13 protein-coding genes, 1 tRNA gene and 3 rRNA genes are annotated in these 24,092 nt (G+C 53.2%); 4 read left to right on the forward strand and 13 right to left on the reverse strand.

Features of this window, described 5'->3' with window-relative positions:
* Positions 1 to 66: 66 nt before the first annotated feature.
* Positions 67 to 2,097 carry a glycosyltransferase gene (locus BBCT_RS07790; protein ID WP_003836699.1) on the reverse strand — a complete coding sequence of 677 codons (2,031 nt, stop codon included), beginning with the start codon at positions 2,095 to 2,097 and terminating at the stop codon, positions 67 to 69.
* Between the two features lie 186 nt (positions 2,098 to 2,283).
* On the opposite strand from BBCT_RS07790, the gene BBCT_RS07795 reads away from it, so the two are divergent.
* Positions 2,284 to 3,198, forward strand: a complete 915-nt coding sequence (locus tag BBCT_RS07795) for a hypothetical protein (protein WP_003836697.1) — start codon at positions 2,284 to 2,286, stop codon at positions 3,196 to 3,198.
* 70 nt (positions 3,199 to 3,268) lie between these two features.
* Here BBCT_RS07795 and BBCT_RS07800 read toward each other — a convergent pair whose 3' ends face one another.
* Both BBCT_RS07800 and BBCT_RS07805 read right to left on the reverse strand, forming a co-directional pair.
* Positions 3,269 to 4,567: a DUF2142 domain-containing protein gene (locus tag BBCT_RS07800; protein WP_231858056.1), complete on the reverse strand. Its 1,299-nt coding sequence runs from the start codon at positions 4,565 to 4,567 to the stop codon at positions 3,269 to 3,271.
* Between the two features lie 175 nt (positions 4,568 to 4,742).
* On the reverse strand, positions 4,743 to 5,735 hold the full coding sequence (locus tag BBCT_RS07805) for a glycosyltransferase family 2 protein (protein WP_003836675.1): 993 nt from the start codon (positions 5,733 to 5,735) through the stop codon (positions 4,743 to 4,745).
* 631 nt (positions 5,736 to 6,366) lie between these two features.
* Here BBCT_RS07805 and BBCT_RS07810 point away from each other — a divergent pair.
* Positions 6,367 to 6,561, forward strand: coding sequence for a hypothetical protein (locus tag BBCT_RS07810; protein WP_128805867.1), 195 nt, complete (start codon positions 6,367 to 6,369; stop codon positions 6,559 to 6,561).
* 21 nt (positions 6,562 to 6,582) lie between these two features.
* On the opposite strand, the gene BBCT_RS07815 is transcribed toward BBCT_RS07810, so the two are convergent.
* Positions 6,583 to 8,397: a GH25 family lysozyme gene (locus BBCT_RS07815; RefSeq protein WP_003836671.1), complete on the reverse strand. Its 1,815-nt coding sequence runs from the start codon at positions 8,395 to 8,397 to the stop codon at positions 6,583 to 6,585.
* A gap of 312 nt (positions 8,398 to 8,709) precedes the next feature.
* Here BBCT_RS07815 and BBCT_RS07820 point away from each other — a divergent pair, with 312 nt between their 5' ends.
* Positions 8,710 to 9,522: a hypothetical protein gene (locus tag BBCT_RS07820; RefSeq protein ID WP_003836668.1), complete on the forward strand. Its 813-nt coding sequence runs from the start codon at positions 8,710 to 8,712 to the stop codon at positions 9,520 to 9,522.
* Positions 9,523 to 9,692: 170 nt separating this feature from the next.
* Here BBCT_RS07820 and BBCT_RS07825 read toward each other — a convergent pair whose 3' ends face one another.
* The 3 genes from BBCT_RS07825 to BBCT_RS07835 form a co-directional block, all read right to left on the reverse strand.
* A complete protein-coding gene (locus tag BBCT_RS07825) occupies positions 9,693 to 10,055 on the reverse strand; it encodes a hypothetical protein (protein ID WP_003836663.1) in 363 nt (120 codons plus the stop codon).
* Positions 10,056 to 10,979: 924 nt separating this feature from the next.
* Positions 10,980 to 11,897, reverse strand: coding sequence for a DUF4928 family protein (locus BBCT_RS07830; RefSeq protein WP_003836658.1), 918 nt, complete (start codon positions 11,895 to 11,897; stop codon positions 10,980 to 10,982).
* Between the two features lie 12 nt (positions 11,898 to 11,909).
* The gene (locus BBCT_RS07835; RefSeq protein ID WP_003836657.1) at positions 11,910 to 13,088 is read right to left on the reverse strand and encodes a DNA cytosine methyltransferase; all 1,179 of its coding nucleotides are present in this window, start codon (positions 13,086 to 13,088) and stop codon (positions 11,910 to 11,912) included.
* Between the two features lie 97 nt (positions 13,089 to 13,185).
* On the opposite strand from BBCT_RS07835, the gene BBCT_RS07840 reads away from it, so the two are divergent.
* Complete coding sequence (locus BBCT_RS07840) at positions 13,186 to 13,947, forward strand: helix-turn-helix domain-containing protein (protein WP_003836656.1); 762 nt, start codon at positions 13,186 to 13,188, stop codon at positions 13,945 to 13,947.
* A gap of 171 nt (positions 13,948 to 14,118) precedes the next feature.
* On the opposite strand, the gene BBCT_RS09010 is transcribed toward BBCT_RS07840, so the two are convergent.
* The 6 genes from BBCT_RS09010 to BBCT_RS07865 all read right to left on the reverse strand — a co-directional run bounded on the left by BBCT_RS09010 (position 14,119) and on the right by BBCT_RS07865 (position 23,961).
* Positions 14,119 to 14,439, reverse strand: a complete 321-nt coding sequence (locus BBCT_RS09010; protein ID WP_231858057.1) for an AAA family ATPase — start codon at positions 14,437 to 14,439, stop codon at positions 14,119 to 14,121.
* A 563-nt stretch (positions 14,440 to 15,002) separates the two neighbouring features.
* Positions 15,003 to 15,090, reverse strand: a tRNA-Ser gene (locus BBCT_RS07845).
* A gap of 461 nt (positions 15,091 to 15,551) precedes the next feature.
* Positions 15,552 to 15,668, reverse strand: a 5S ribosomal RNA gene (rrf, locus tag BBCT_RS07850).
* A gap of 222 nt (positions 15,669 to 15,890) precedes the next feature.
* Positions 15,891 to 18,964 (reverse strand): 23S ribosomal RNA (locus BBCT_RS07855).
* A gap of 453 nt (positions 18,965 to 19,417) precedes the next feature.
* Positions 19,418 to 20,945 (reverse strand): 16S ribosomal RNA (locus tag BBCT_RS07860).
* Together the 16S, 23S and 5S rRNA genes with 1 tRNA gene alongside form the textbook arrangement of a ribosomal RNA operon.
* A 679-nt stretch (positions 20,946 to 21,624) precedes the next feature.
* Positions 21,625 to 23,961: a DUF6541 family protein gene (locus BBCT_RS07865; RefSeq protein WP_231858058.1), complete on the reverse strand. Its 2,337-nt coding sequence runs from the start codon at positions 23,959 to 23,961 to the stop codon at positions 21,625 to 21,627.
* Between the last annotated feature and the right edge of the window lie 131 nt (positions 23,962 to 24,092).

Genomic DNA, 24,092 nt, shown 5'->3' on the forward strand with positions numbered 1-24,092 from the left:
CAATGTGCGTTTCGCGTTCATGATACTCGCATACCACGAATGAACGCAGCCGATCCATACTCCGAGTTATTCATCTCCAAAGATTCTTGCCCACGTCTCCATGGAGGTAATCCCATAAGACTGGTATTGGGCAGACAATCGCTTCCAATTCTTCAGAATCTTGCGTGTAAGCCGATATCCTTCCATCATGCTCTTACGGAAACGTTTGTTGTCTCGCTTTAGCCATGCCACACCATTACCGTCTGGCGTGGTCACCAATGCTGAATTAACATGGTCAAAGGCAAGCCAAGTCCAAGCAGTATCGCGTGCGGGGATGGCCGCATCCGGACGAGTGGCTTTATCGGGATTGGCCTTCTTAATAAAGCTCTTCGCGATAAGGCCGACAGCCGCCTTGTACCGGCTTTTCATAGTCGATGGATGGTTCTTTGGCGGTTCAACCTCGCCAGCTGGCTCAGGGAACTCCTCAAAACTCTCCTTGGACTGAGCATCAGGATATTTTGCTCGCAGTTCACGCACTTCGCCAAGTTTCGTCGGCAAGCAATCTACAAGGTACTGTGGGCCTCGAAGAATATCCCTTAGCGCCATATGATGCAATGCCATGGCGGAGTACACAAACCGAAGCCCGAGACTGGCATCACCATACAAGGTCTCCACCAACATGCGAGGCGGCCTATCCGGATACGTCAACAATGCCGCGAGCCAACGGTTACGCTCAGTAAAGTATTCCTCCCACGAACGTGCTGGATCCTTGTCATGCCATGCTTGATGCCATACAGCCACACCTGGCAGGCAGACTGTGGGAAATCCTGCTTTCTTGGCACGAAGACCATATTCAATGTCATCGAATTTGATGAACACCGGCATGGAGAGACCGATTTTCTTCACAACCGCAATCGGAATCAGACACATCCACCACCCATTGAAGTCTTCATCGATGCGCTGATGACGATCCGGAGAGTCACGGAGCGGTTCCACAGAGAAATCATGGTTGTATCCCATGCTCTTGGACGGGTACATCCACATTCGTTGCGCATTGATCCGCTCACCTTGCGTATACAACATGGTGCGATTATCCAAATGGAACATGCCGCCGCCGACAAGAACTGGTCGCACCGTGTAATCAGAGAATTGGATTGCACGCAGAATCGATTCCGGTTCGCTGATGGCATCATCGTCCAACAGCAGCACAAAATCACTATCACCGGCCTTAGCCGTTTCATACATGCCTCGGGAGAATCCTCCAGAACCACCCAAGTTCGCTTGCTGAATGTATGTAAGCTGTTCGCCTAGATTATCGGCAACCTCATCAAAGTCCTTCTGATCCTTAACTAAGTCGCTGCCTTGATCCGTGCAATACACTGTATCCAAACGTTCGCGCAATGCCGAAGCACCGGCGATAGTACGCAATTGATCCATACAATATGAGGCGCGATTAAAGGTCGTGATGGCGATAGACAGGGTTGTCTCATGCTTAGCGGTACGCGCCTCACGGGGTACAGACCATGTAGCATCAGCAATGGTCACGGAACCATCAAGCGATTCCGCATCGAACCAGAAGTAACCGCCATCCATAAGACCTGTCATCGGCACGTCTATGCATACACGAGTTTCAGACTCCGAAGCCGTTGTCGTCTTCGTCGAAACCGGATAAATCAGTCCACGACCTGTGGAACGGAATACGCTGATTTTGGAGTTTCCCTGAACTGTCGCTTCGAATCGCACCGTTTTTACACTGGTCCAACGGCGCCAATATGCAGCGGGGAATGCGTTGAAGAATGCGCATCCAGACATGTGACCACGATTTTTCAAGGTTATAGAGGTACGCCCCGCAATTTCAAACGAATCGCAAGACACTCCTGCAGACGACCCGGCATTGCGAAGCAAGCGTTGCAATGTGGACTGATTCATGGAGCCGAATTCCAAACGGCGCATGTCAATACGGGAGTCCAGCGTGGTCTCCGCAACATGCGGACGAGTCCAATCAAGCGCATACAGCGGGAGAGTTTGCTCAGCGTCCTTGACCGGATACACAACACGCATAACCGTTTCCCAGGTGTTGTTTGCCCCGGCATTCTTCATAGAAGCCTTCTGATTCATGCATCCTCTCCTATCACCATGTGCGTTCATCTACTCATCGTAGTGGCTGCCTCGCACTTTGGACAATCCGTCTGCATAGTCAGTGCACAGGATTTGCTCGAATCCGAATAACCGTACGACGCCGGTTTTTTATATGACATTCCCGTCCTAAAATCAGAAGCGCGTACGTACATCAGTACAAAGGAGATGATGATCATGATTCTCAGAAAGAAAATCATTCGAAGCATCGCAGCCATAACCGCAACTCTTTCGATGCTTGCCTTACCCATTGCCTCAGCCAATGCGGAAGAGATCGTCTCACCGCCATATCCCGAATACACTGGCTGGGTTGTTCAGGATGGTGAGCATTATTGGTTCGATTCCGGTACCATGGCACGTTCAAAGGAAATCTACGATCCGAGCAGTAATGCCTGGTACTGGCTCGACGCAGATGGAACAATGGCACGCAACAAAGATGTTTATCAGCGTTCCAATGGTGGTAAATGGGTTAGGTACGATTCCAATGGCCATATGATCAAGGGCGAGGATTACCGATATGGCGGCTGGTATTATTTTGACCAGACAACCGGCGCTATGGCCAAAGGTATGAAGTATATCGGATCCAATGGCGGCAAATGGGTGTATTACGACTGGACGACCGGCAAGATGGCGCACGGCGAGCAGTATGTGAACTATGACGCGCAGCATACCGGCTGGTACCTGTTCGATCAGTACACCGGTGCCATGTTCCACGGCGATACCTATATCCGATCCAATGGCGGCAAATGGGTTCGCTATGACCGAGTGACAGGAAAGATGGTCAAGGGCTTGCATTATCAGGATGGAGCCTACTATTACTTCGACCAGACCACTGGCGCCATGGCGCATGGACGCGTGTGGGTGCCCGAATGGAACTCATATGCGACCTTTGATTCCGTCTCTGGCCGCTATGTTAGCAAGGATTCAGGCAATAACAATCCGGGAAATACTGGAGGAGAAAACATCCGTGGTCGATTCTGCAAGAAGAGCGAAAAGGGCCAGCAGCGTATCGATGGCGACGGTACACTTATCGTCTGCGAATGCCGCAACGGGAACAACACCCCGCATTGGTATGCCAAGTAGATAACAACCACCGTATGATTCCGTATGATTCTTGGAAGAATCCGGAGATGCCTCCGCTTTCTTCCAAGAATCATTTCCATTGAATCACATACGTAATCGCTATAGCGATATATGAAAATGCCGTTAAAGCCGCCACAGAAATAGCTAATACTCTGCGATTGATATTTTCATCCCTAATAAAGTTGGGGAACAACAGCGCAGCAAGCGGCAATACCGGTATGAAATACCTGTTCTGCAATCCCGAAGCATATGCATCTACATTTCCAACCCATGTGATTGACATTGCCACACACGATAATACGTAATACAGAACTATAATTAATACTATTAATCCAACCTGCAATTTATTTATATTTTTATAGCTCATATGCACAATCAGAAGCATCATAATAGCGATAAGCACTGGAGCCATAACGATTAAAGGCAACTGAATTTCTTCCGTTCCTGTAAAGAACTGAAGATTTCTTCTTGAATTCACCAATTGCCCATTAATCTTCTCAGTATCAAAATCCATAGGCTCGAACAACGACCGGCCGATAAGCGGAAATATTTTCCAGGAAGATTGCAGTAACTGCCCCTCAAGCTCGTGTGTCTTCTCCAATGGAACACGATTCGGGGCAACCGATATCTGCGAGGTCTTCGCCCGCCAAAGCCACATGGAGACAAAAGCAGTGAGAGCAGGAAGCGCCAAGGTGATCTTTTTTACGCATCCGTGAGCCTTAGGAATCAAGAACAATACAAATAATGCGATGATGAAACAGGTAATCTTGACTTGTCCGAGCAGAGCTCCCATCATGCAGAGCAGAGCAATATGCCAGTATTGCAACATGTCATCCCGTTGATACAAACACAGAACAACCGCAATGAACAGCAGACAATAGCTGTTGGTGACGGCATCAGCTGTCGGGAATATCATTGAAAAAAATGTGGTAGGAAGAATCGCTATAGCCAGAATGATATTGACATAAGATTTGGCTACCCATATTGCCACGGCAATAATAGTGGCCGAGCAGATCAATGTTGCCACACTCGATACGCGAAAATTCCCGCGCACAATAAGACTGGGAAAATAGACAAAGGGAGCATTCACCGCAGTGTTGTTGAAGGTTATTATCTTCCCGTGGTCACGGTAAACCACCCAATCATGGTATTCATCAGAAAATACCGGAATTATATTCCCCGCTCTGATTTGCAGGATTCTGGCCCAATGCGCCATTGCATCGTTAAAACAATGCTGTTTGCCACAGAAAATAAGAATGCACCCTGTTGTGATTGTGCCGATCCAGTACAGCAAGGAAATATAATCAGAGGCATGAGGCTCCACATGTTTCAGTTCACGTTGACGCTTCCCCGAATAATGCCGCGGCAAAACAGCCTCCCCCTACTATGAAAAACTGGTTTTGATGCAATCACAACCAGTAATCGCATCAAAACAAAGCTATCTCGGTAGCACACGTTTGAAGAATACCCATTTTTCAGGCACAATATCCGGCTTATTCACTCGGTAATAGTCCTATCTTTCCCTAAAAAAATAAACTGCCCACTCAGAGCGTCGTCTCGACAATATAGCGAGGACGAGCTTTAACCTCTAAATAAATTTTTGCTATGTACTCACCAATAATACCGAGTGCCAGCAAAATAAAGCCGCCTAGAATCCACAGGGAACACATCATTGATCCCCAGCCCGCAACGGCATGCCCTGAGAAAACGGAAACAAGGGTATAAATCAACATGACGATTCCAACGAACACCGAGAACAGACCCAGACCGGTGATCATGGTCAGCGGCTTTGTCGAGAAGGAAGTCACACCTTCAATCGCGAAGGAAACCATCTTTTTCAACGGGTACTTGGATTCCCCGGCCACTCGGGTTCCGCGCTTGTAATATACCTTTGCCGTTTTGAATCCGAGAGAAGGAACCAGACCGCGTAGGAACAAATTCGATTCCTTGTATTGCGATAAAGCCTGCAATGCGGCACGACTCATCAATCGATAATCGGCATGATCCGGCACTGTTTCCGTTCCAAGCCATTTCATCAGGGAATAAAAAGCATGGGCGGTGCCACGCTTGAATGCGGTATCGGTTTCACGGTTGTCCCGCACACCATAGACGATTTCAGCACCCCGGAGGTATTCCTGCACCATGTCGTCGACCGCATTGGGATCGTCCTGCAAGTCAGCATCCATAGAAACAACAGCGTCGACATTCATACTCAATGCATGCATTAAGCCAGCAAAAAGAGCATTCTGGTGGCCTCTATTGTGAGCTAGTTTTACACCACGGAATAAGGAGGGATCTTTCTCATGCAGCGACGTAATCACATCCCAAGTCTTGTCATGGGACCCATCATCGACAAAAATAACAAAGCTATCTCGTGCAACAGCCTGCGAATTCTCAAGCTGAATCATCTTTTTCTTCAAAACATCCGCAGTCATATGCAATGCGGCTTCTTCGTTAAAACAAGGAATCACAAAAGCCAGTGTCGGTTCACATCTCATCTGAACTCCACGCTTGTTCGTTTCCATATCATGAGTCATGTCTAACAGTGTATGTCATGCTATCAATGCAAATAGTCAAACCCTGCCCACAGCTTCATCACGTATCTTCAAAGGCCTCCTAGTATAGCGGTATTGCCACACCTCTAGACATACACCAAAAGCTCCAACGAGTGACTTGCAAAACAAGCTTTTGTTATGGCAATAGCTATAATTGGCCTCGGACAATGAGAAGAAAAAGCAATAATGTTCCAACGGAGAAAAATCCTAATCGGTTTTTAAACCACTACAATGCTACAGGGAATTACTTACCCGGCAATCGCACTGGGCAGCGAGCCTAACGCAATGCAAGCGTCTTCTAATAATCAAACTGCCGTACCGGTTCAGAATCCAAATAGTACCCAGAGAGATGATTCTAATGCAATCGCTTCAGAGGCCAATGGTGCCTCGCAATCTTCTGATTCAGTGTCCGAATCAACACAACTGAAGAAATAATTCAATCCAGCCAACAGAACAGGAATGACAGCCAACCCGACTCTTCCGAATCGAACAGGAATAACGGCAGCGCTAGTTCCAACGAATCGACTAAAACAGAACAACCTGAAAACGGTTGGGATCAGGATAAGGAGCACTACTACGAAAATGGCACTATGGCCATCAGCAAGGAGTGTTCATGCCAAGTTCTCCGACAAACCGCGAAGACGGAATCTGGGTCCGTTTTGATGAAAACGGTAATTTACGTTTCCGGATCATTCAGCGAATCCAAAGCACGAAAATCAGCCATGACAGGCAACACAGTCGCCATTATTATGAAAGCGGCTGGAAAATTCACCATTTTCCAGCCGAATCAATCAAGCAGTATGACTGAGTCTGAAATGTAAATCAGGAATCAACCTCGGCCTGTGACACTATCGAAATAATGCCATGCTTGCCATTGTGGAACCCACGTGTTTCCGTGAGCCATAGCTCCTGTAACTGGATCGAAGTAGTACCATAGACCATTCTGTTTCTGCAAACCTTTTACCATTTTGCCGGTTTTCTGATCATAACGGACCCATTTACCGCCATTCGCACGTATAAAAATATCACCTGTACATCTTGCACCAGTAATGTTGTCAAATAGATACCAGCCAGAATGCTCTTTATCAAAATTAAGATACGCTTCGCCATGCGCCATTTTGCCGGTGACCATGTCGTAGTATACCCATTTGTTCCCATTGGACAGATATGTCATCCCCTTACTCATCGCACCGGTCGTAAAGTCGAAGTTATACCAGACGCCGTATCGGAAATCCTCACCTTTAATCATATGACCATTGGAATCATAACGAACCCATTTACCACCGTTCGAACGCAGATAAACATCCTTATCGTGCGCCATGGTTCCATCTGAATCAATCCAATACCAAGCATTACTCTCAGGATCGTAAATTTCCTTGCTACGCGCTAAAGAACCATCTGAATCCCACCAATACTTTTGGCCATTTTTGGTAACCCAATGCCCACCATTCACATACGCTTTATTCCCAAACGCATTCATGTCCACATTGCCACTGATGCCGTCCACTTTGCCGGAGCTGGTGTATTGCCATCCGCGACTGTCGGTCGGGAACGAGTCGAATCCCATGCGAGCGCCGTACTGCGCCACCCACGTGGTTTTAGCGTAAATGTCGGCATGTTTCAGCGGGCCTTGCAGATAGCTGGTGTACGAGTAGACGCTCAGGTTCTTGTATCCGGCGGACTGCAGTGCGCTGTACCAATTGTTGACGATATCGTTGTACACGTTCGGGTCGGTGGGCGGCTGATGCCCCTCCCACGTCCACTTTTCCAGGTCGTAGTACACGGGGTACGCCAAATCGCTCGCGTTCACACCGAATTGCTTAAGTTTGGCGACCACGTCGGCACCTTCTTCTTTGGCAATCGACGGAGTATCCGCGTAGGAATACCAGTAGATGCCGAACGGGATGCCAAGTCGCTTGCATTCGGAAATGTTACGTTGCGCTTTCTTGTCAGCATTGTTGCCCTCGCCGTAGCCAAGGCGGATAATCACGCCTTCCACGCCGTCGGCTTTCGCTTTGGCCCAGTCGATGTCGCCCTGCCATTCGGAAACGTCAATCACGCCTTTGGCTTGCTGCACGAACAGGTTGTTCTGGTAGTCGAAGAAGGCTTTCGTATTGTTGTAAGTGCCCCAGTGCGCACCGTATTCATTGCTTTCGAATTTGGAGAGCTGTACGTTCGCGTCGGCTACAGCATTTTTGACATCTTCCGCACTTACCGGAATGAAGGATTCGCCGTTGGTTTTGGCGAGCGGATCCGGCTGCTGATCCTGCGTACCGACCAGTGTCGCATCGGTCACGGTTTCGCCGGTTTCAATATTCTTGACCTCACCTTCGGGGGTAACGGCCAGGTCTTCCGAAACCACGGTGGCATCGTCGGAAATCTCGTCACTGACGGTGCCTGGAAGTTTCGCATTCGGATTGTCAGGCATGCTGTCTTGCGATTGCTGGTCGCCCGTCTGATCATCCGACTGATCGTCAGACTGCATAACAACGCCATTATCTGCAGTAACGGCACCTCTCTGCGCAACAGCATCCTCAATCGCAATATCCTGCAATGCGTAAGCCGGCGTAACCGCAACGGAAGCCGTCAACGCAACCGCAGACAGCGCAGTCGCAATCTTCAAAACATGATGTGGCGAAACCATTCGTCAGCCTCTCTTGAATAAAGTCATCAGCCCCAAATATTCGGCGCGAACGCCCTAATCGCCAACTCTAACCGCACCCCGCAACCCCAGCACAGCACTTCTCAAAAAATTTTAAGAAGTTCCGGCAAGCATGCAGAAGTTGAAGAATGGCCACGTGCATTATATGAGGCAACACGAGTGCGGTAAATCGGGGACAAACGGGTATCGTACGCTGTATATTGGCATTTCAGGTGGGCACTCGGCACGGTCAGCATTGACCAGGAACGGAAGCCGGCACCGGGGATCACAGAGCAGGCAGATTCTGGAGGGGTTATGGCACGGCACGGCAAGAAGCCAAGCGAGGAAAATACCTCGTCACGCGCACCGAGAACAATTGCCGGAAGCACAACACCCAACACTTCTGCCGACGGTATTGACGCCGCTACCAGCAGCAGCGCAGCCGACACCAACGCGATCGACACCAACGCAACCGGAACACGCACAATCGTCAGTGGCGACACGGCCGAGACCAGCAATCAGCAATCGCTCGAAGCAGACGGAGCCGTTAAATCCACCGAATCCCGTCAACCGCAAGACCCGTTCGACGAGGTCATAGCGCAAGGCATCAGCGATGGCGACGCTTGGACAAACCAGCATGTAAAGCGCTTCTACCGCCAAATCATTATCACCGTAGTCGTCGTAGTTGTCGTTCTGGGTGCGATTTTCGGATTCACAGGCATACGTACGTCGCAGCAAATGCGTGACCTGGCCGCGCTAAACGACTGCAAGGAAGCCGTCACGGCCATGAACACCTCCTATTCGAAGGCGTTCCAGCTGAAGGCAAAAATCTCCGAAGCGTTCACCAGTTTTGACAAGTCTTACGACCTCGACAAGCTTGCCGAACTTCACCAGACGGAAGTCACCTCTCCGAAAACGCTGAGCTGTGCCGCCGACACCTCCTCCACCATCAGCAAAGCCAACGCCGCAAAAGCCGAGTATGACAAGCAGGCCAAGCAGTTCAAGCAGGCCCTGCAGAAGGCCGACGAGTCCACGGCCACCGATGGCGGTGACGGAACTGACGGAACGGCCAGTGGCAATAACAGCACCAACACCACGGAAGGTACTGATTTCCCAAATCAAAGGTAAGCAGATTGTGCTGAGTGCCGCTGATGGAAGTTCGAATCTTAACACGGTAACTCAAGTGCGTTATTGGTGGAGCGGAAATCCGGCTATTTCCAGTCTGCTCTATAACGATCTTGGATTGCCGGCAAGTCCGTTTATTACGGTTGTTGAGTAGGATTCGCAGCCTTATAACGTTAGTCGACATAGTGCGGGGCGCTGGATGCCATGCGGGGCGTAATACCGTTATTGCCGTTGTCATCGTCATTACCGTCTGCATTGGAATCTTGCGATTTACGAAGCGAGCCTGCAGCCAATGAACGTACGGATCGAACGGAACGGCCAAGCTGCGACTGCTTTTCCTGCTCGTCCGATTGGATTGCAGGAAACGCACCAGTCACGGGGCGAACACGCCCGGTCGCAGTGGGAATGAAGCTTGGCGGCAGCACTTGCGTGGTAATGGCACTCGGCGATGATACATGATAGTGGGCCATCGAAGCCAGGGAATCGCGGGTATCGAGCTCACGCCGAATATCTAGCTCATCGTCGGACTCAGCCATCGCAGCACTTCCTCTCTTCCGGCGCTCTCAGCCGACAATCTCTCCACTGGTAACTGTCACCGTTTTGAGCGTAACGCAAGGCAGTATGCTACTGCGAACGAAATCAGCGATATGTGCAACTCCCCCACTGTTTCGCAACTTTTTCGTCGCACATCTACGCAACAGGCCATTGTAAAATCGCCGTTTTTGGTATGAAAAAAGGGCTTTCGGAATCATCCGAAAACCCTACTGGCGGAGAATACGAGATTCCGGCAGCGACTTGCTGTTTTCGGTGTAATTCCAACGTTTCTAGGCTGCCGATTAAGTGTTTCGCCGCTTAACTCGCCGCCCCTACGGCGTGTCGCGATGGGGTGAAACGGGTGGTTATGAACGGGTGCGTTTTGGATTGCGCGAAACAGGGGAGAGTATTGAGGATGCTTTTTCCATGAAGAGCGTGTAGTTTAACCAGTATATAGAACGGCCTCCCTTTGCCAACAACAGCGATGTGCTAAAGATTACGATTCCGAATGAGGTAATGCGATCTATTCCCCATAGGCAAAGTGAAAGTGTTTTCAAGGATTATTAACCCATCGGAAGAGCTTGATTAGCTTTGATCCTTCGTGTATACAGCGTCTAGTGGGAACTAGAGTGAACCTAGTGAGCCAACATGGAAATTCAGTGGCAGGCGAAGATGTATGTCGGAATCTCAATGATTTCAACGTTTCCAAGGACGCCGGTTGGCACCATCCTGCGGCAACATGGAACCTACATGGAAATTTACAGTGCCTACATGGAAATCAGTTTGTATCAGTCAGTGGGCGCATGATGCGTGCGCTCAGCCCTTGGCTGACTGATACTAGCAAGCTTTTGTCTGACTGAACGCATGCATCATAAAGAGCAATTGGGTATCGAGCTGGTTGCGGGATGCAGGGCGGATAAAACTAATCAGCCGTTATATTCGATATGTAGGCTGGGGTCGCTTTCGTGTTCGTCAATGATTTGGTTGTAAGCCTTGACCAGACGCGAAAGGGTTTCGCGACGTGCTGCGTTGGTGAAGTGGCCATGCTCGTGCACATTGCTGGAAAGGAACGATTGCAGGTCCCAAACTTCAAGGCGGTTTTCGAAGCCCATGTCGGAGGCTAAGTCCCATGCGGTTTTGACGCGGTCGCGTACAGTGATGATGATTGGATGCAGCCCGGCCTTGATGTTGCGCTGGCATTTATCCATGAGTAGGGATGCTGGGGCAGTGGTGCAGTGTATGGCTGTGTCGCCGACATTGAAATCGCCTCCACGCCCAGTCGGATCGTCAGCAACGGACGCGCCGTTGATTTCTACTTCTGGGGCAACGATGGTGAGCTTCGCTGCGACAAGATGTTGCAGAACGGTACCGACGTACATAGTGCCCGGATTTTCCTTTTGTCGCTGCGCTGCCTGCTGCAGCAGATGTTCCACAGCCGCATCGACGGAAAGCGAGTTGTCGGATTCCAATTTGAATGGTTTGCTGGTGAAGAATGCCCGAATTCGTTTGACCCAGTATTGTTCGATCTCGGTGAATTGCTCCGCTGTTGGACGTAATTCGTTAATGAGCTCGGCATAGTCGTGCATCAATGCCATGGTGCCGCGGCTGGTTCGTCCGCCCTCTGCTGCGAGGAGTCGTGTGATGCCATATTCGGCAAGGATTTTCTGGCAGTTGTCTTTGCTGATTCCCTTGACTTGACCTTCCTTGTTCGTGTGATAGTCGCTGGCGTCAATGGGAAGCGTGTCTGCGGAAAAGAAGCGATTGAGCTGGATGGCGGCAGCCAAAGCGCCCTTGGTGTTTACCTGATGGGACTTTCGGAAATCATCGATGGGAGTCAGATCCATTGTTTGCCTCGCTTATGCAGTGTGATTCGAGAGCAGAGTTTGCTCCACGTACAGGTCTTTGCCAAGGGTGTTGTTCAGAGCAGGCATGAAGTAATGCTTGCCGAGCCATTCCACGACAGGGACGGAGACAGCGTCGCCGAATCCGAACATCACTTGATTGGGGCGCAGGCCCGTAATGTTGTAGTGGGCCGCGCCCATAAGAGCAGCGTATTCGCGTGGCGTCATCCAACGGACAGCGGCTTGACCATTGCCCATGCGAATGATTGCCTGGCGAGATGAGCCGCCTCGTGCGGTGCGCAGGCAGCCGGAGATGTCGTCTGCGCGAACTTCCCATACGGCTTTGCCGTTGCGGGTGCGGCGATAAGCGGTCCGGTAGGAAACGGTTGTTTCGTTACGCAACGTTTCCACGCGGGCAGTCTGAACCGGCGACAGCGAATCAAGGAATTTGGCGGTTCTTTCGGCGTCCCACCAGCGTTCGTCGTCATCAGCCATGTTCTCGACGTACATATTGAGGCCGGACATCAGAGGAGACGGCGGCTCAGGCAGCGGTGCGCGATGCGTGCGGAGAGAGGTGTCCGCAAAAACCTGCTGCAGCCAGTCAGGGCGCAACGAAGAATCGAATTGTTCGGCGGACGGCGGGTTCTGCAGGCCAACCAAAAAGAGTCGCGGTCGGGACTGAGGGATAAATCGACGGGTATCGATGGACAATACGTCTACGGAGTAGCCCAGTACATTGAAAGCATGCACCGCTGCGGCGAGATCCTCCCCAGAGTGGGAAGTGGCCAATCCGTTCACATTTTCGAGAATGGCAATCGGAGGACGGCTGTCCCCAAGTTCTTCGAGCAGTCGCACGTATTGCCAGAAAGCGCCGGATTGTTTGCCGTTCAGGCCCGTACGAGTGCCTGCAAGGGAGAGATCCGTGCAAGGAGAGGATCCCCAAGCGATGGAAGCATCATGGGGCAGGTCGTCGCCGGAGAGCTCGCTCATATCCCCCTCGACAAGGGTGTGGCCCGGCGTATCCGTGAAGTTATTGCGATACATTTCGCACTTGGCGGAGTCGATGTCGTTCGACCATTCGACTTGGAAGCCGGATTCTTCGAGCCCAAGGCGTGCGAGGCCTATTCCGGCAAAGAATTCGAGGGCTTGTGGGCACGCCTTGCCGGTAGCCGTGTGCGTGCGATTGTCGTTCATGCTCCCACCTTACCTCGTGCCTGACTGTCGTCCTAACCATGATACTCTATATATAGAACAAGCGTTCGAATAAGTGTCGTGAAGGAAAGAGGATCGTATGACGAAGCTTAGTGATGCTGTTAGCGCGTCGAACTTGGATTCTTATGAATTAGCCCGAAGATCCAACGTGAGTGAGAAAAGACTAAATGGATATCTGTCGGGTCGACATTCGTTTAGCCGGGCACCTCTAGAAGACGCCGTAGCTATTGCTAATGCTCTCGGAGGCCGCATTGAAGATTACATGGAAGATGCGGCGGAGGACGGCGAGGCGGAAAAACTGGATGACCGACTTCGTCTCCAATTATTTCTGGATAGCGTTGACGAATACGAGCTAATTATGAAGAATGTCGGTCGCCCTCAGACAGTGACGATTGGCGGCTCTGGAGAAAAAACTGAGAAAAGGTATAGTCAGCTGATTGTTGAAGGGATGCTATTGCGCAAATATTATTCCTCGGATGAAGTTCAATTGGCGAAAGTGATTGATTCGTTTAGGCGTCTTATCCCAGACGACGCGTCTCCAGATGTGCTGCATACAGTAGATCTGCTGGAAAAAGATACGCCTAGCCAAGGGAATAAGAGCCAGATTGTGTTTTCTAATGCTGATGGTAGTTACTCCAGCAGTGTGGATTTACTTTTTGATGTTCTCTATGGAATTACCCTGCATGGAGATCCTGATAGGATCCAGAGACTTGCTAGATGGCCAATTACGGCACAGTGCCTTGCCTTATATGAGTCTAACGTTGAGAGACGCAAGGGTGTGGTGACTGTTCGACAGTATATAGATCTTGCAATCAAAGATGGTCTTTTTGCGCTGGATTAATGAGCGTATTTGAGAAGGCGCGGGGCAGTTCGCTATGGATTGAATTGCCTCACGCCTTGCTGAGTGAACTCGCTGCAGCAGTTTCTAGGATCAGCTGCTATTCGCGCTCTCGCCGAGCCATCTCGCGACGGGCTTGGCTGGCCCACAGGCCTCCCTTACCGATGAGCTCATTCAATTGCGTGGCGTTGAGCTGTTGGTAGTGCAGGTCTGTTGCGTAGGGAGGGAGACTCGCCTTCCATCCGGCCATACTGTTCCCGTGGTGACGTGAGCTGCGATATCTAAGGCCAAGGTGCTTTTGCCAGTCGCCGGATCACCGTCAATCAGTACGATCTTTCCTTTGGGAATATGGCCCAGCCGCAACCACAACGGTCGCTCCGGTTTCACATCAGCCAAACGGGTCAGCGAATAGGCGCGGGGCGTCAGTTCAGTCTTAAGCTCAGACTCAGGCTGGCTGCTTTCGCTTGGCAAAATCTCAAACTCCAAGCCGCTCATCACCGCGTTGGAAGCGTCGTGAGCCTCACCCAGCCGCCTGGATAAACGTCAACGACCGCACGAACGGTGTCAGCGTCGGCGGCCATCCACAACGGGTGCTTGTCGGCGGTGTTGCTGCTTTGCCTCGTTGAGCCATGCTTCCGCCTAGGTCTCATAGCCTTTGTCGAATCGCTTGTGAATGCGCGCAGGAAGATGCGGATACTGGGATCGGGCTTCGACGGGCGGGATGTATGAGGCGTCGTAGGAGATCTGCCCGTTGGCACCGACTTTTCTCTCAATCTTGCCGAACCGGCGTCGTCGGCTGGCTGGCCGTGTGCTTTGTGAAGTGCGTGCTATGATGATCAATTCCAACCGACGTAAAAGCTGCCAAGCGGGCGACTCTGAAGTCTGCCGCTCAAGTGCTTAAGCGGCACCGCTTATCTTGCCGCCTATCTTACTGTAAAAGACGGGTCGAAAAGGATGATGAAGGAGAGTGGGTAATCGTTGAAAAACCGCCAAAAACGTTGAAATTCCGCCGTTTTGGGTATGAAAAAAGGGCTTCCGGAATCATCCGGAAACCCTACTGGCGGAGAATACGAGATTCGAACTCGTGAGGCTGTTACACCAACACGCTTTCCAAGCGTGCGCCATAGACCACTAGGCGAATTCTCCAATTATGCAACGCCTCACAGTGTCTGTCTGTGAAACGCAACTTGATTAGAATACAACAGTTTCTCCTAAACCACAAATCGGCGTGTCGCAACATCCCAGATCACCCACTCACTGAAGGAATCCGATGCATGCGGACTTCCCCGCGTACAAAATCCCCCAACCTCTGGGACAATTCACCTGCCAACACATCTCTCAACGTCCCAAATTCCTCCACTCACTGGAGGAATCCTCCCGCTGCCAAGCCTCTCACGGTCCAAATTCCTCCACTCACTGGAATAACCAGTACGCCCACAGGCCTTCCACAGTCCGAAAACCTCCACCCACTGGAGGAATCCTCCCGCAGGCCGGCTTGCCGACGTCCATAATCCCCCACCGGGCGGAGGAAAACACCCTGTGCGAATAAAAAAAGGGACCTTCCGGGAATCCCGCAGGGGACTCGACCAGAAGGTCCAGACAGTTGGATGCGGCGGCGTGCTACTCTCCCACACCCTCTCGAGTGCAGTACCATCGCCGTGCCAGGCCTTAGCTTCCGGGTTCGGAAAGGGACCGGGCGTCTCACCTGGGCCATGACCACCGCAAAACCACTCTAAACGGCCAACCCCCAACCGGGATCGGCCGGCAACGGAACCAGCCACACGACCGATTCCGGTCGTGGCGGTCCGGGAACCGGACAACGGACGCAAGCAAATCAAACGCCTTACCAGTATCGTCGTCGTGACCACAAGAAACAGCGTTCCTTGCCATCCAACGAGAAAACCACCACAGGACGAGACCCAATCCCCAACCAGGGGATCGGAAAGAGTGTGCCGCGTTCGCCCGTTAGTACCGGTCGGCTCCATCCCTCGCGGGACTTCCACCTCCGGCCTATCGAACACGTGTTCAACATGCGGGCTACAGACACCGAAGTGCCAAGGAATCCTAATCTTGGAGCAGGCTTCCCGCTTAGATGCTTTCAGCGGTTATCCCTCCCGAACGTAGCCAACCGGCCATGCCGCTGGCGCGACAACCGGCATACCAGAGGTCCGTCCACCCAGGTCCTCTCGTACTATGGGCAGGCCTCCTCAGGATTCCAACGAGCGCAGAGGATAGAGACCAAACTGTCTCACGACGTTCTGAACCCAGCTCGCGTGCCGCTTTAATCGGCGAACAGCCGAACCCTTGGGACCTGCTCCAGCCCCAGGATGCGACGAGCCGACATCGAGGTGCCAAACCATCCCGTCGATATGGACTCTTGGGAATGATCAGCCTGTTATCCCCGGGGTACCTTTTATCCGTTGAGCGATGCCGCGCCCGTGCGCCGGCACCGGATCACTATCTCCGACTTTCGTCCCTGCCCGAACCGTCGTTCTCGCAGTCAAGCCCGCTTGTGCGATTACACTCGAAACCCGATTGCCAACCGGGCTGAGCGGACCTTTGAGCGCCTCCGTTACTCTTTGGGAGGCAACCGCCCCAGTTAAACTACCCGCCAGGCACTGTCCCTGAACAGGATGACTGTTCGAGGTGAGACGTCAAACGAGAACAGAGCGGTATTTCACCTTGCGGCTCCACACGGGCTGGCGCCCGCGCTTCGAAGCCTCCCGCCTATGCTACACAATCCGCGCCTAACGCCAATACCAAGGTATAGTAAAGGTCCCGGGGTCTTTTCGTCCTTCTGCGCTTAACGAGCATCTTTACTCGTACTGCAATTTCGCCGAGCTCCTGGTCGAGACAGTGGGGAAGTCGTTACGCCATTCGTGCAGGTCGGAACTTACCCGACAAGGAATTTCGCTACCTTAGGATGGTTATAGTTACCACCGCCGTTTACCGGGGCTTGAATTCACCGCTTCACCCGAGGGCTGACGGATCCTCTTAACCTTCCGGCACCGGGCAGGCGTCAGTGCATATACAGCGGCTTGCGCCTTCGCATGCACCTGTGTTTTTGGTAAACAGTCGCTACCCCCTGGTCTGTGCCACCCCCGAAAGCTCCGGAAGCAAGTTCCATCACCATCAGGGGTCTCCCTTATACCGAAGGCACGGGAGTGATTTGCCGAGTTCCTTGACCAGGATTCGCTCGATCGCCTTGGTATTCTCTACCTGACCACCAGTGTCGGTTTGGGGTACGGGCGGCAACGCCCCTCGCGCCGAGGCTTTTCTCGACGGCCTGGACCACCGGATATCGCGCCTGAAAGGCGCCCATCATCGCACCTCACCCTGCATGTCCCACGGATTTGCCTATGGGACGGGCTGCGTGCTTGACCACGGAAAACCACCTCCGCGGCCGGCTCCCATTCCGTGTCACCCCTGTGCGCTAACCTACCAGGACTACATTCCCAACAATCGCGCGCCCCGAACCCCGAAGGGAACGACGCCACGCGACCGGAGGTTAGTACTCATCCGTTCGGCTCTTGCGGTTCGCTGCCGGTACGGGAATATCCACCCGTTCATCCATTCGACTACGCCTGTCGGCCTCGCCTTAGGACCCGACTCACCCGGGGACGACGAACGTGGCCCCGGAACCCTTGGTCATCCAGCGGACGGGATCCTCACCCGTCTCTCGCTACTCATGTCTGCATTCTCACTCCCCCGAAGTCCACGGCGCGCTTGCGCGGCCGCTTCGCCCCTCGGGGGACGCTCTCCTACCCAACAGCAAAAAACTGTTGCCGCGTCTTCGGTGGTGTGCTTGAGCCCCGCTACATTGTCGGCGCGGAACCACTAGACCAGTGAGCTGTTACGCACTCTTTCAAGGATGGCTGCTTCTGAGCCAACCTCCTGGCTGTCTATGCGACTCCACATCCTTTCCCACTTAGCACACGCTTCGGGACCTTAGACGACGATCTGGGCTGTCTCCCTCTCGACGACGGAGCTTATCCCCCGCCGACTCACTGCCGGAATACACATCAACGGTATTCGGAGTTTGGCTGCTGTTGGTACCCCATACGGGCCCGCAAGCATCCAGTAGCTCTACCCCCGCGATGCAATCAACCGACGCTGCACCTAAATGCATTTCGGAGAGAACCAGCTATCACGGAATTTGATTGGCCTTTCACCCCTAGCCCCAGGTCATCCCCCCGGTTTTCAACCCAGGTGGGTTCGGTCCTCCACGCGGTCTTACCCGCGCTTCAACCTGCCCAGGGCTAGATCATCCCGCTTCGGGTCCAGGGCACGCGACTCAAAACGCCTTTTGAGACTCGCCTTCGCTACGGCTCCCCCACGACGGGTTAGCCTCGCCACGCACCACTGACTCGCAGACTCATTTTTCGATAGGCACGCCGTCACCCCACTTGAGGAGGCTCCGACGGATTGTAGGCGCACGGTTTCAGGAACTCTTTCACTCCCCTCCCGGGGTGCTTTTCACCTTTCCCTCACGGTACTGGTACGCTATCGGTCAGACAGGTATGCTTAGACTTACCCCACGGTCGGGGCCGATTCACACGGGATTCCACGAGGCCCGCGCTACTTGGGACACATGATCGGAAGACGGCAAGCTTCCAGGTACGGGGCTGGCACCCTCTGCGGCCAGGCCTTCAAGCCTGTTCCCCTGGCAAGCCGTTTTATGACTCCCGCCCGGTCCGTCGGAACCGGGACACACGCTCCCGCAACACCACGGACGCAACCCCCGACGGGTATCACGCGCCCATGGTTTGGTCTGATCCGCTTTCGCTCGCCACTACTCACGGAGTATCCCTTCCTGCAGGTACTGAGATGTTTCACTTCCCTGCGTACCCCCGGAACAACAAGGTTCCGTGCCGGCCCATGACGGCCGGCGGGTTGCCCCATTCGGAAATCCTCGGATCGAAGCCATGTTGGAGGCTCCCCGAGGCTTATCGCATCCTCAAACGTCCTTCATCGGTACTGTCTGCCAAGGCATCCACCATACGCCCTTCAGGGCGGCACACGCCCCGAAAAAACCTAATGATAGCTTTTCTACGCCAGACGACAAATCATCACACTGTAAAAAATGATCACAAAACGATCGATCTCGAAACCAGACTCCAAAAAATAGAGCCTGGCGAAATCGCGATAAAGCAAACGATGACATCAAAATCATCGCATTGCTCGCGTCCACTATCCAGTTCTCAAACCACCACGCACCCAAGAAACGATCCGGACACGGCACACCGGCCGGCCGACCGCCCCAAGGGGACATCCGGAAAACCGCACGCGACCAAGTCGCGGGTGGCGGTCCGGGAACCCAAAAGCATACCCATACCACTGCCCGCAGGCCCCCAAAAGAACCCGCGAAGCCAACGATCTCTTCCACACCAGCACGCCCACACCACTCCGGGAACCGTTCCCGGCATGTGGGCCACACGACGGACGCCAGACCGGCGTCCTGAAAACTCCGTAGAAAGGAGGTGATCCAGCCGCACCTTCCGGTACGGCTACCTTGTTACGACTTAGTCCCAATCACGAGTCTCACCTTAGACGGCTCCATCCCACAAGGGGTTAGGCCACCGGCTTCGGGTGCTACCCACTTTCATGACTTGACGGGCGGTGTGTACAAGGCCCGGGAACGCATTCACCGCGGCGTTGCTGATCCGCGATTACTAGCGACTCCGCCTTCATGGAGTCGGGTTGCAGACTCCAATCCGAACTGAGACCGGTTTTCAGGGATCCGCTCCATGTCGCCATGTCGCATCCCGTTGTACCGGCCATTGTAGCATGCGTGAAGCCCTGGACGTAAGGGGCATGATGATCTGACGTCATCCCCACCTTCCTCCGAGTTGACCCCGGCGGTCCCCCGTGAGTTCCCACCATGACGTGCTGGCAACACAGGGCGAGGGTTGCGCTCGTTGCGGGACTTAACCCAACATCTCACGACACGAGCTGACGACGACCATGCACCACCTGTGAACCCGCCCCGAAGGGAGACCGTATCTCTACGGCTGTCGGGAACATGTCAAGCCCAGGTAAGGTTCTTCGCGTTGCATCGAATTAATCCGCATGCTCCGCCGCTTGTGCGGGCCCCCGTCAATTTCTTTGAGTTTTAGCCTTGCGGCCGTACTCCCCAGGCGGGATGCTTAACGCGTTAGCTCCGACACGGAACCCGTGGAACGGGCCCCACATCCAGCATCCACCGTTTACGGCGTGGACTACCAGGGTATCTAATCCTGTTCGCTCCCCACGCTTTCGCTCCTCAGCGTCAGTAACGGCCCAGAGACCTGCCTTCGCCATTGGTGTTCTTCCCGATATCTACACATTCCACCGTTACACCGGGAATTCCAGTCTCCCCTACCGCACTCCAGCCCGCCCGTACCCGGCGCAGATCCACCGTTAAGCGATGGACTTTCACACCGGACGCGACGAACCGCCTACGAGCCCTTTACGCCCAATAATTCCGGATAACGCTTGCACCCTACGTATTACCGCGGCTGCTGGCACGTAGTTAGCCGGTGCTTATTCGAAAGGTACACTCACCCGAAGGCTTGCTCCCGATCAAAAGCGGTTTACAACCCGAAGGCCGTCATCCCGCACGCGGCGTCGCTGCATCAGGCTTGCGCCCATTGTGCAATATTCCCCACTGCTGCCTCCCGTAGGAGTCTGGGCCGTATCTCAGTCCCAATGTGGCCGGTCGCCCTCTCAGGCCGGCTACCCGTCGTAGGCTCGGTGGGCCGTTACCCCGCCGACTACCTGATAGGACGCGACCCCATCCCATACCGATGAAATCTTTCCCGACACCCCATGCGAGGAGTCGGAGCATCCGGCATTACCACCCGTTTCCAGGAGCTATTCCGGTGTATGGGGCAGGTCGGTCACGCATTACTCACCCGTTCGCCACTCTCACCAGGCAGCAAGCTGCCTGGATCCCGTTCGACTTGCATGTGTTAAGCACGCCGCCAGCGTTCATCCTGAGCCAGAATCGAACCCTCCACAAAAAAATTTCATGAAGAGAACCAACATGTGACTCTCAAAAAATAAGAAAATTGACGATCGCCTTATAAGGAAAGGCGCATCGCACGAAAACCCCACCGTCCTTCAAAGGCCTCCCGGCCACTCCCCCACACGGGAGAAGCGGACGATGGACTGGCAATCATTGACTATAAAGAAGTAGTACAAATACGCTCTTGAGTTCTCAAACCACCACCACTCACCCACCTTACGGAACCCCGACCGGGGAACCACTCGCTGAGCGGCAGCGAAGAGTTAATTTACACGAACCCCGGCAATCACGCAACCCGGCCCCTCACGGACACCCCGCGAACCCTTGGAAGACAACGCATCCACCGGCGTGTCGCAAATACGGGAAAACGGGCGGCGAACGCCACCGCACGGCACAAGACCGCCGGAAAAACCCCACCACAAACCAACACCCGGGCGTGTCACACACCGAACTATCTCATTTACGGCCATTCCCCTAAGCCAACCCATCCGAGAAAACCTCCCAACTGAAAGCAGAAATAGGAGAAAACAGAGGAAAGCAGAAGAAAGCAGATAAACGAAACCGCACCGCCGATCGTTGTCCTGAACAAATTCAAATCTCAACTAATCGAAAGTGTGGTTTTGCATATGCGCGCGCAAGCGACGACAGAACAAGGCAGCGCAGCCAAAAATCGATTAATCGGCGCAACCGAAACGGTAGAGGGCCCAACCCTGGCCGTATTGCGAATAATCGGCAACCTTCACCAACGTGCCGCCATCCACATACGCATCAATCAATTCCTCATTATGGAAGGAATCGTATTGGGCGCGATACGGGAACGACTGCAAGCTTTGCGCCTGGTCGCCCATCGTAAGGAAGTACTCCGGAGCGTCAGTCAGCGGACATACCGTGCCAAGCACCTGCTGCCCATCGCCGGAAGCAAACGCGGTCTCCACCTTGCCGAACGGAACGGATGGCACATCGGTGCGCGCATTGATGATCGGATACAGCATGCTCGCATTGAACAGCGTCTCCGCATACATCGAGCCGTTCAACGGGTCGGAAATGATGGTGGCCTGAGTGCCAGTACGTTCCATGACCTTGCGCAGCACAGTAATCTTCTGCTCGGTGAGCTGCTCGTTGGGGTCGCTTTGGTTCAGGCTGGAATGCGCGATGATCGCATCGCGAGCCGCAGTACGAGACGGGCATACGATCTGAGCGGAAACCGCAAGTATCGCAATCACAAGGAATGCGGCGATTGGGCCGATCCAATTGGAAGCGAAAGAAACGTTCTTCACGGAAGAAACAGCAGACGCAAAAGAAAGGGAGGGAACGGAAGAAGCACTATTCTTCGCGGAGAAGGAAGATGCAGAAGGAACGAAAGAAGCGGATGCGGCACACACGGAAACGCATTCGGAAAGCGCGTTGACGCCAATGACAAGCAACGGCAACGCAACCAGCGGAAGCATGGTCATAATGCGGTTTTCATCGCGATACCAAGGAGAGCTGATGATATTCGGCAGCGCGCCAACCAACGTGACCGTGCACGCATATACCAGCGTGACCAGCAGAAACGCGGCCATCAACGCGATCACGTCACGCAGACGATCGTTGCGGCGAGGTCGAGATGGTTCGGACGGTGCGGATAAGGAGACATCAGCAGCATCGGAACACGAAGCAGCCGGCAGGTCGGAAGCGGAAACCAAGGAGACCGTAGCATCGGAAACCAAAGCATCAGCATCAGCGGAAAAAGCGGGAGCCACAGTGGAAACAGCAGCCGAAAACGAATCCGAAGAGCGCACAGCAGCGCGGCGGAAGGCGCAAACGAAAGCGGCAACGGTTCCCGCAATCAGCAATAATGCGAACAAAATCGCAGGAAAACCGTCAAGGCCATCCGTGAAGCAGAACGAAATCGACTCCCACAAATTCTTGAACGGCTGATGGCTATGGAACCAGGAAGCGGGATTCGCCCAACGATCCGATTTGAACGACGTAAGCATCAGGGCCACAAACGCGACCGCGCCGACACACATGGCGATAAACGCACCCAGAATCAGCTTCCACGGCAAACGCAACACAATGAACGGCACCAGAATCAGAGCATACGTGAATGCGATACGCGGGTGTGCAACGAGGCAAACCACGCCTGCGACAGCAGTGATCACAAACCATTTCACTATATGCTCGCGTGCGGCGATCGCATCGAACAAGCGCAACGTGGCAGCGATAAGAAACGGCAGCAGCGACGTGGCGAAACCGAATGCGATCAGCGGACCGGCATTCAGCAGTCCGTACGGGTGGCACACCGAGCTGACGGCAAGCACGGGCACGAACAGTCCAATCAGATTCTGCAGAACGAAAGTAGCGTCGAAAGTGGCGTTATATTGCCGATTCACAGCTGACGATACCTGCTGATTTGAAACATTCGACGCTTCAGATACGGACGACGATTCAGGCGTAGACGATGCTTGCGAAATACGTGAAATTGGATTGCCGCGATTCCAACGTTGTAGGAAATACCTGCACAATACCAGCATTCCAGAAGGGAAAATCACGCCCGAAGCGATGATCCACGTGATATTGAATGCCGCGTAAATAGAGCATTGCACGCCGAACAGCGCCGCGATTTTGATTACGAAATAAGCGCAAACATGGAATAACGGCGGATAGAACGAATTATGCGGCCACAAATGCAGTGCCGCCCCCAAACCTTCGTCAAGCAAGCGGCGAATGAAATAGTAATGCGCAGGGGCATCGCTGCTGACAATCGGCGTATTCCACACCGTGGAGGGGAACCACGCAATCACCAGGCATAGTGCGGATGCGATGCCGATAATCGACGTAAGCCACGGCAATAACACGCGGAGCGACGCCGGATGCAGCATCGCGGGACGCCATCGCAGGTCACGTTTCCGTTCGGACGGGCCGCCATTGGACGAGCCGTTCTGCCGAAGCTGAGTCTGCGCAGGCGTCTGAATCGAGCCATGATTGGCCATTACGGAACCGGTATTCGTAATTTGTTCGGAAATCATCGATTCCATCGTAGCGAGTGCCGCAACCATGCTCAACGGTCGATTTTCAGGAATCATTCAGACTTCATGCAGGGGTATAACAGTGTTGCGCAAGAAAACAATCACGTTGGAAGCCCAAGATGATTTCACGG

Source organism: Bifidobacterium catenulatum DSM 16992 = JCM 1194 = LMG 11043, from assembly GCF_001025195.1.
In the GTDB taxonomy this organism is placed as follows: domain Bacteria; phylum Actinomycetota; class Actinomycetes; order Actinomycetales; family Bifidobacteriaceae; genus Bifidobacterium; species Bifidobacterium catenulatum.

Coding starts and splice junctions, on each gene's coding strand:
- BBCT_RS07790 (WP_003836699.1), bottom strand. CDS start 2,097: ATGAATCAGAAGGCTTCTATGAAGAATGCCGGGGCAAACAACACCTGG.
- BBCT_RS09010 (WP_231858057.1), bottom strand. CDS start 14,439: ATGAGCGGCTTGGAGTTTGAGATTTTGCCAAGCGAAAGCAGCCAGCCT.
- BBCT_RS07805 (WP_003836675.1), bottom strand. CDS start 5,735: ATGACTCATGATATGGAAACGAACAAGCGTGGAGTTCAGATGAGATGT.
- BBCT_RS07795 (WP_003836697.1), top strand. CDS start 2,284: ATGATGATCATGATTCTCAGAAAGAAAATCATTCGAAGCATCGCAGCC.
- BBCT_RS07815 (WP_003836671.1), bottom strand. CDS start 8,397: ATGGTTTCGCCACATCATGTTTTGAAGATTGCGACTGCGCTGTCTGCG.
- BBCT_RS07810 (WP_128805867.1), top strand. CDS start 6,367: ATGCCAAGTTCTCCGACAAACCGCGAAGACGGAATCTGGGTCCGTTTT.
- BBCT_RS07820 (WP_003836668.1), top strand. CDS start 8,710: ATGGCACGGCACGGCAAGAAGCCAAGCGAGGAAAATACCTCGTCACGC.
- BBCT_RS07865 (WP_231858058.1), bottom strand. CDS start 23,961: ATGATTTCCGAACAAATTACGAATACCGGTTCCGTAATGGCCAATCAT.
- BBCT_RS07835 (WP_003836657.1), bottom strand. CDS start 13,088: ATGAACGACAATCGCACGCACACGGCTACCGGCAAGGCGTGCCCACAA.
- BBCT_RS07830 (WP_003836658.1), bottom strand. CDS start 11,897: ATGGATCTGACTCCCATCGATGATTTCCGAAAGTCCCATCAGGTAAAC.
- BBCT_RS07840 (WP_003836656.1), top strand. CDS start 13,186: ATGACGAAGCTTAGTGATGCTGTTAGCGCGTCGAACTTGGATTCTTAT.
- BBCT_RS07825 (WP_003836663.1), bottom strand. CDS start 10,055: ATGGCTGAGTCCGACGATGAGCTAGATATTCGGCGTGAGCTCGATACC.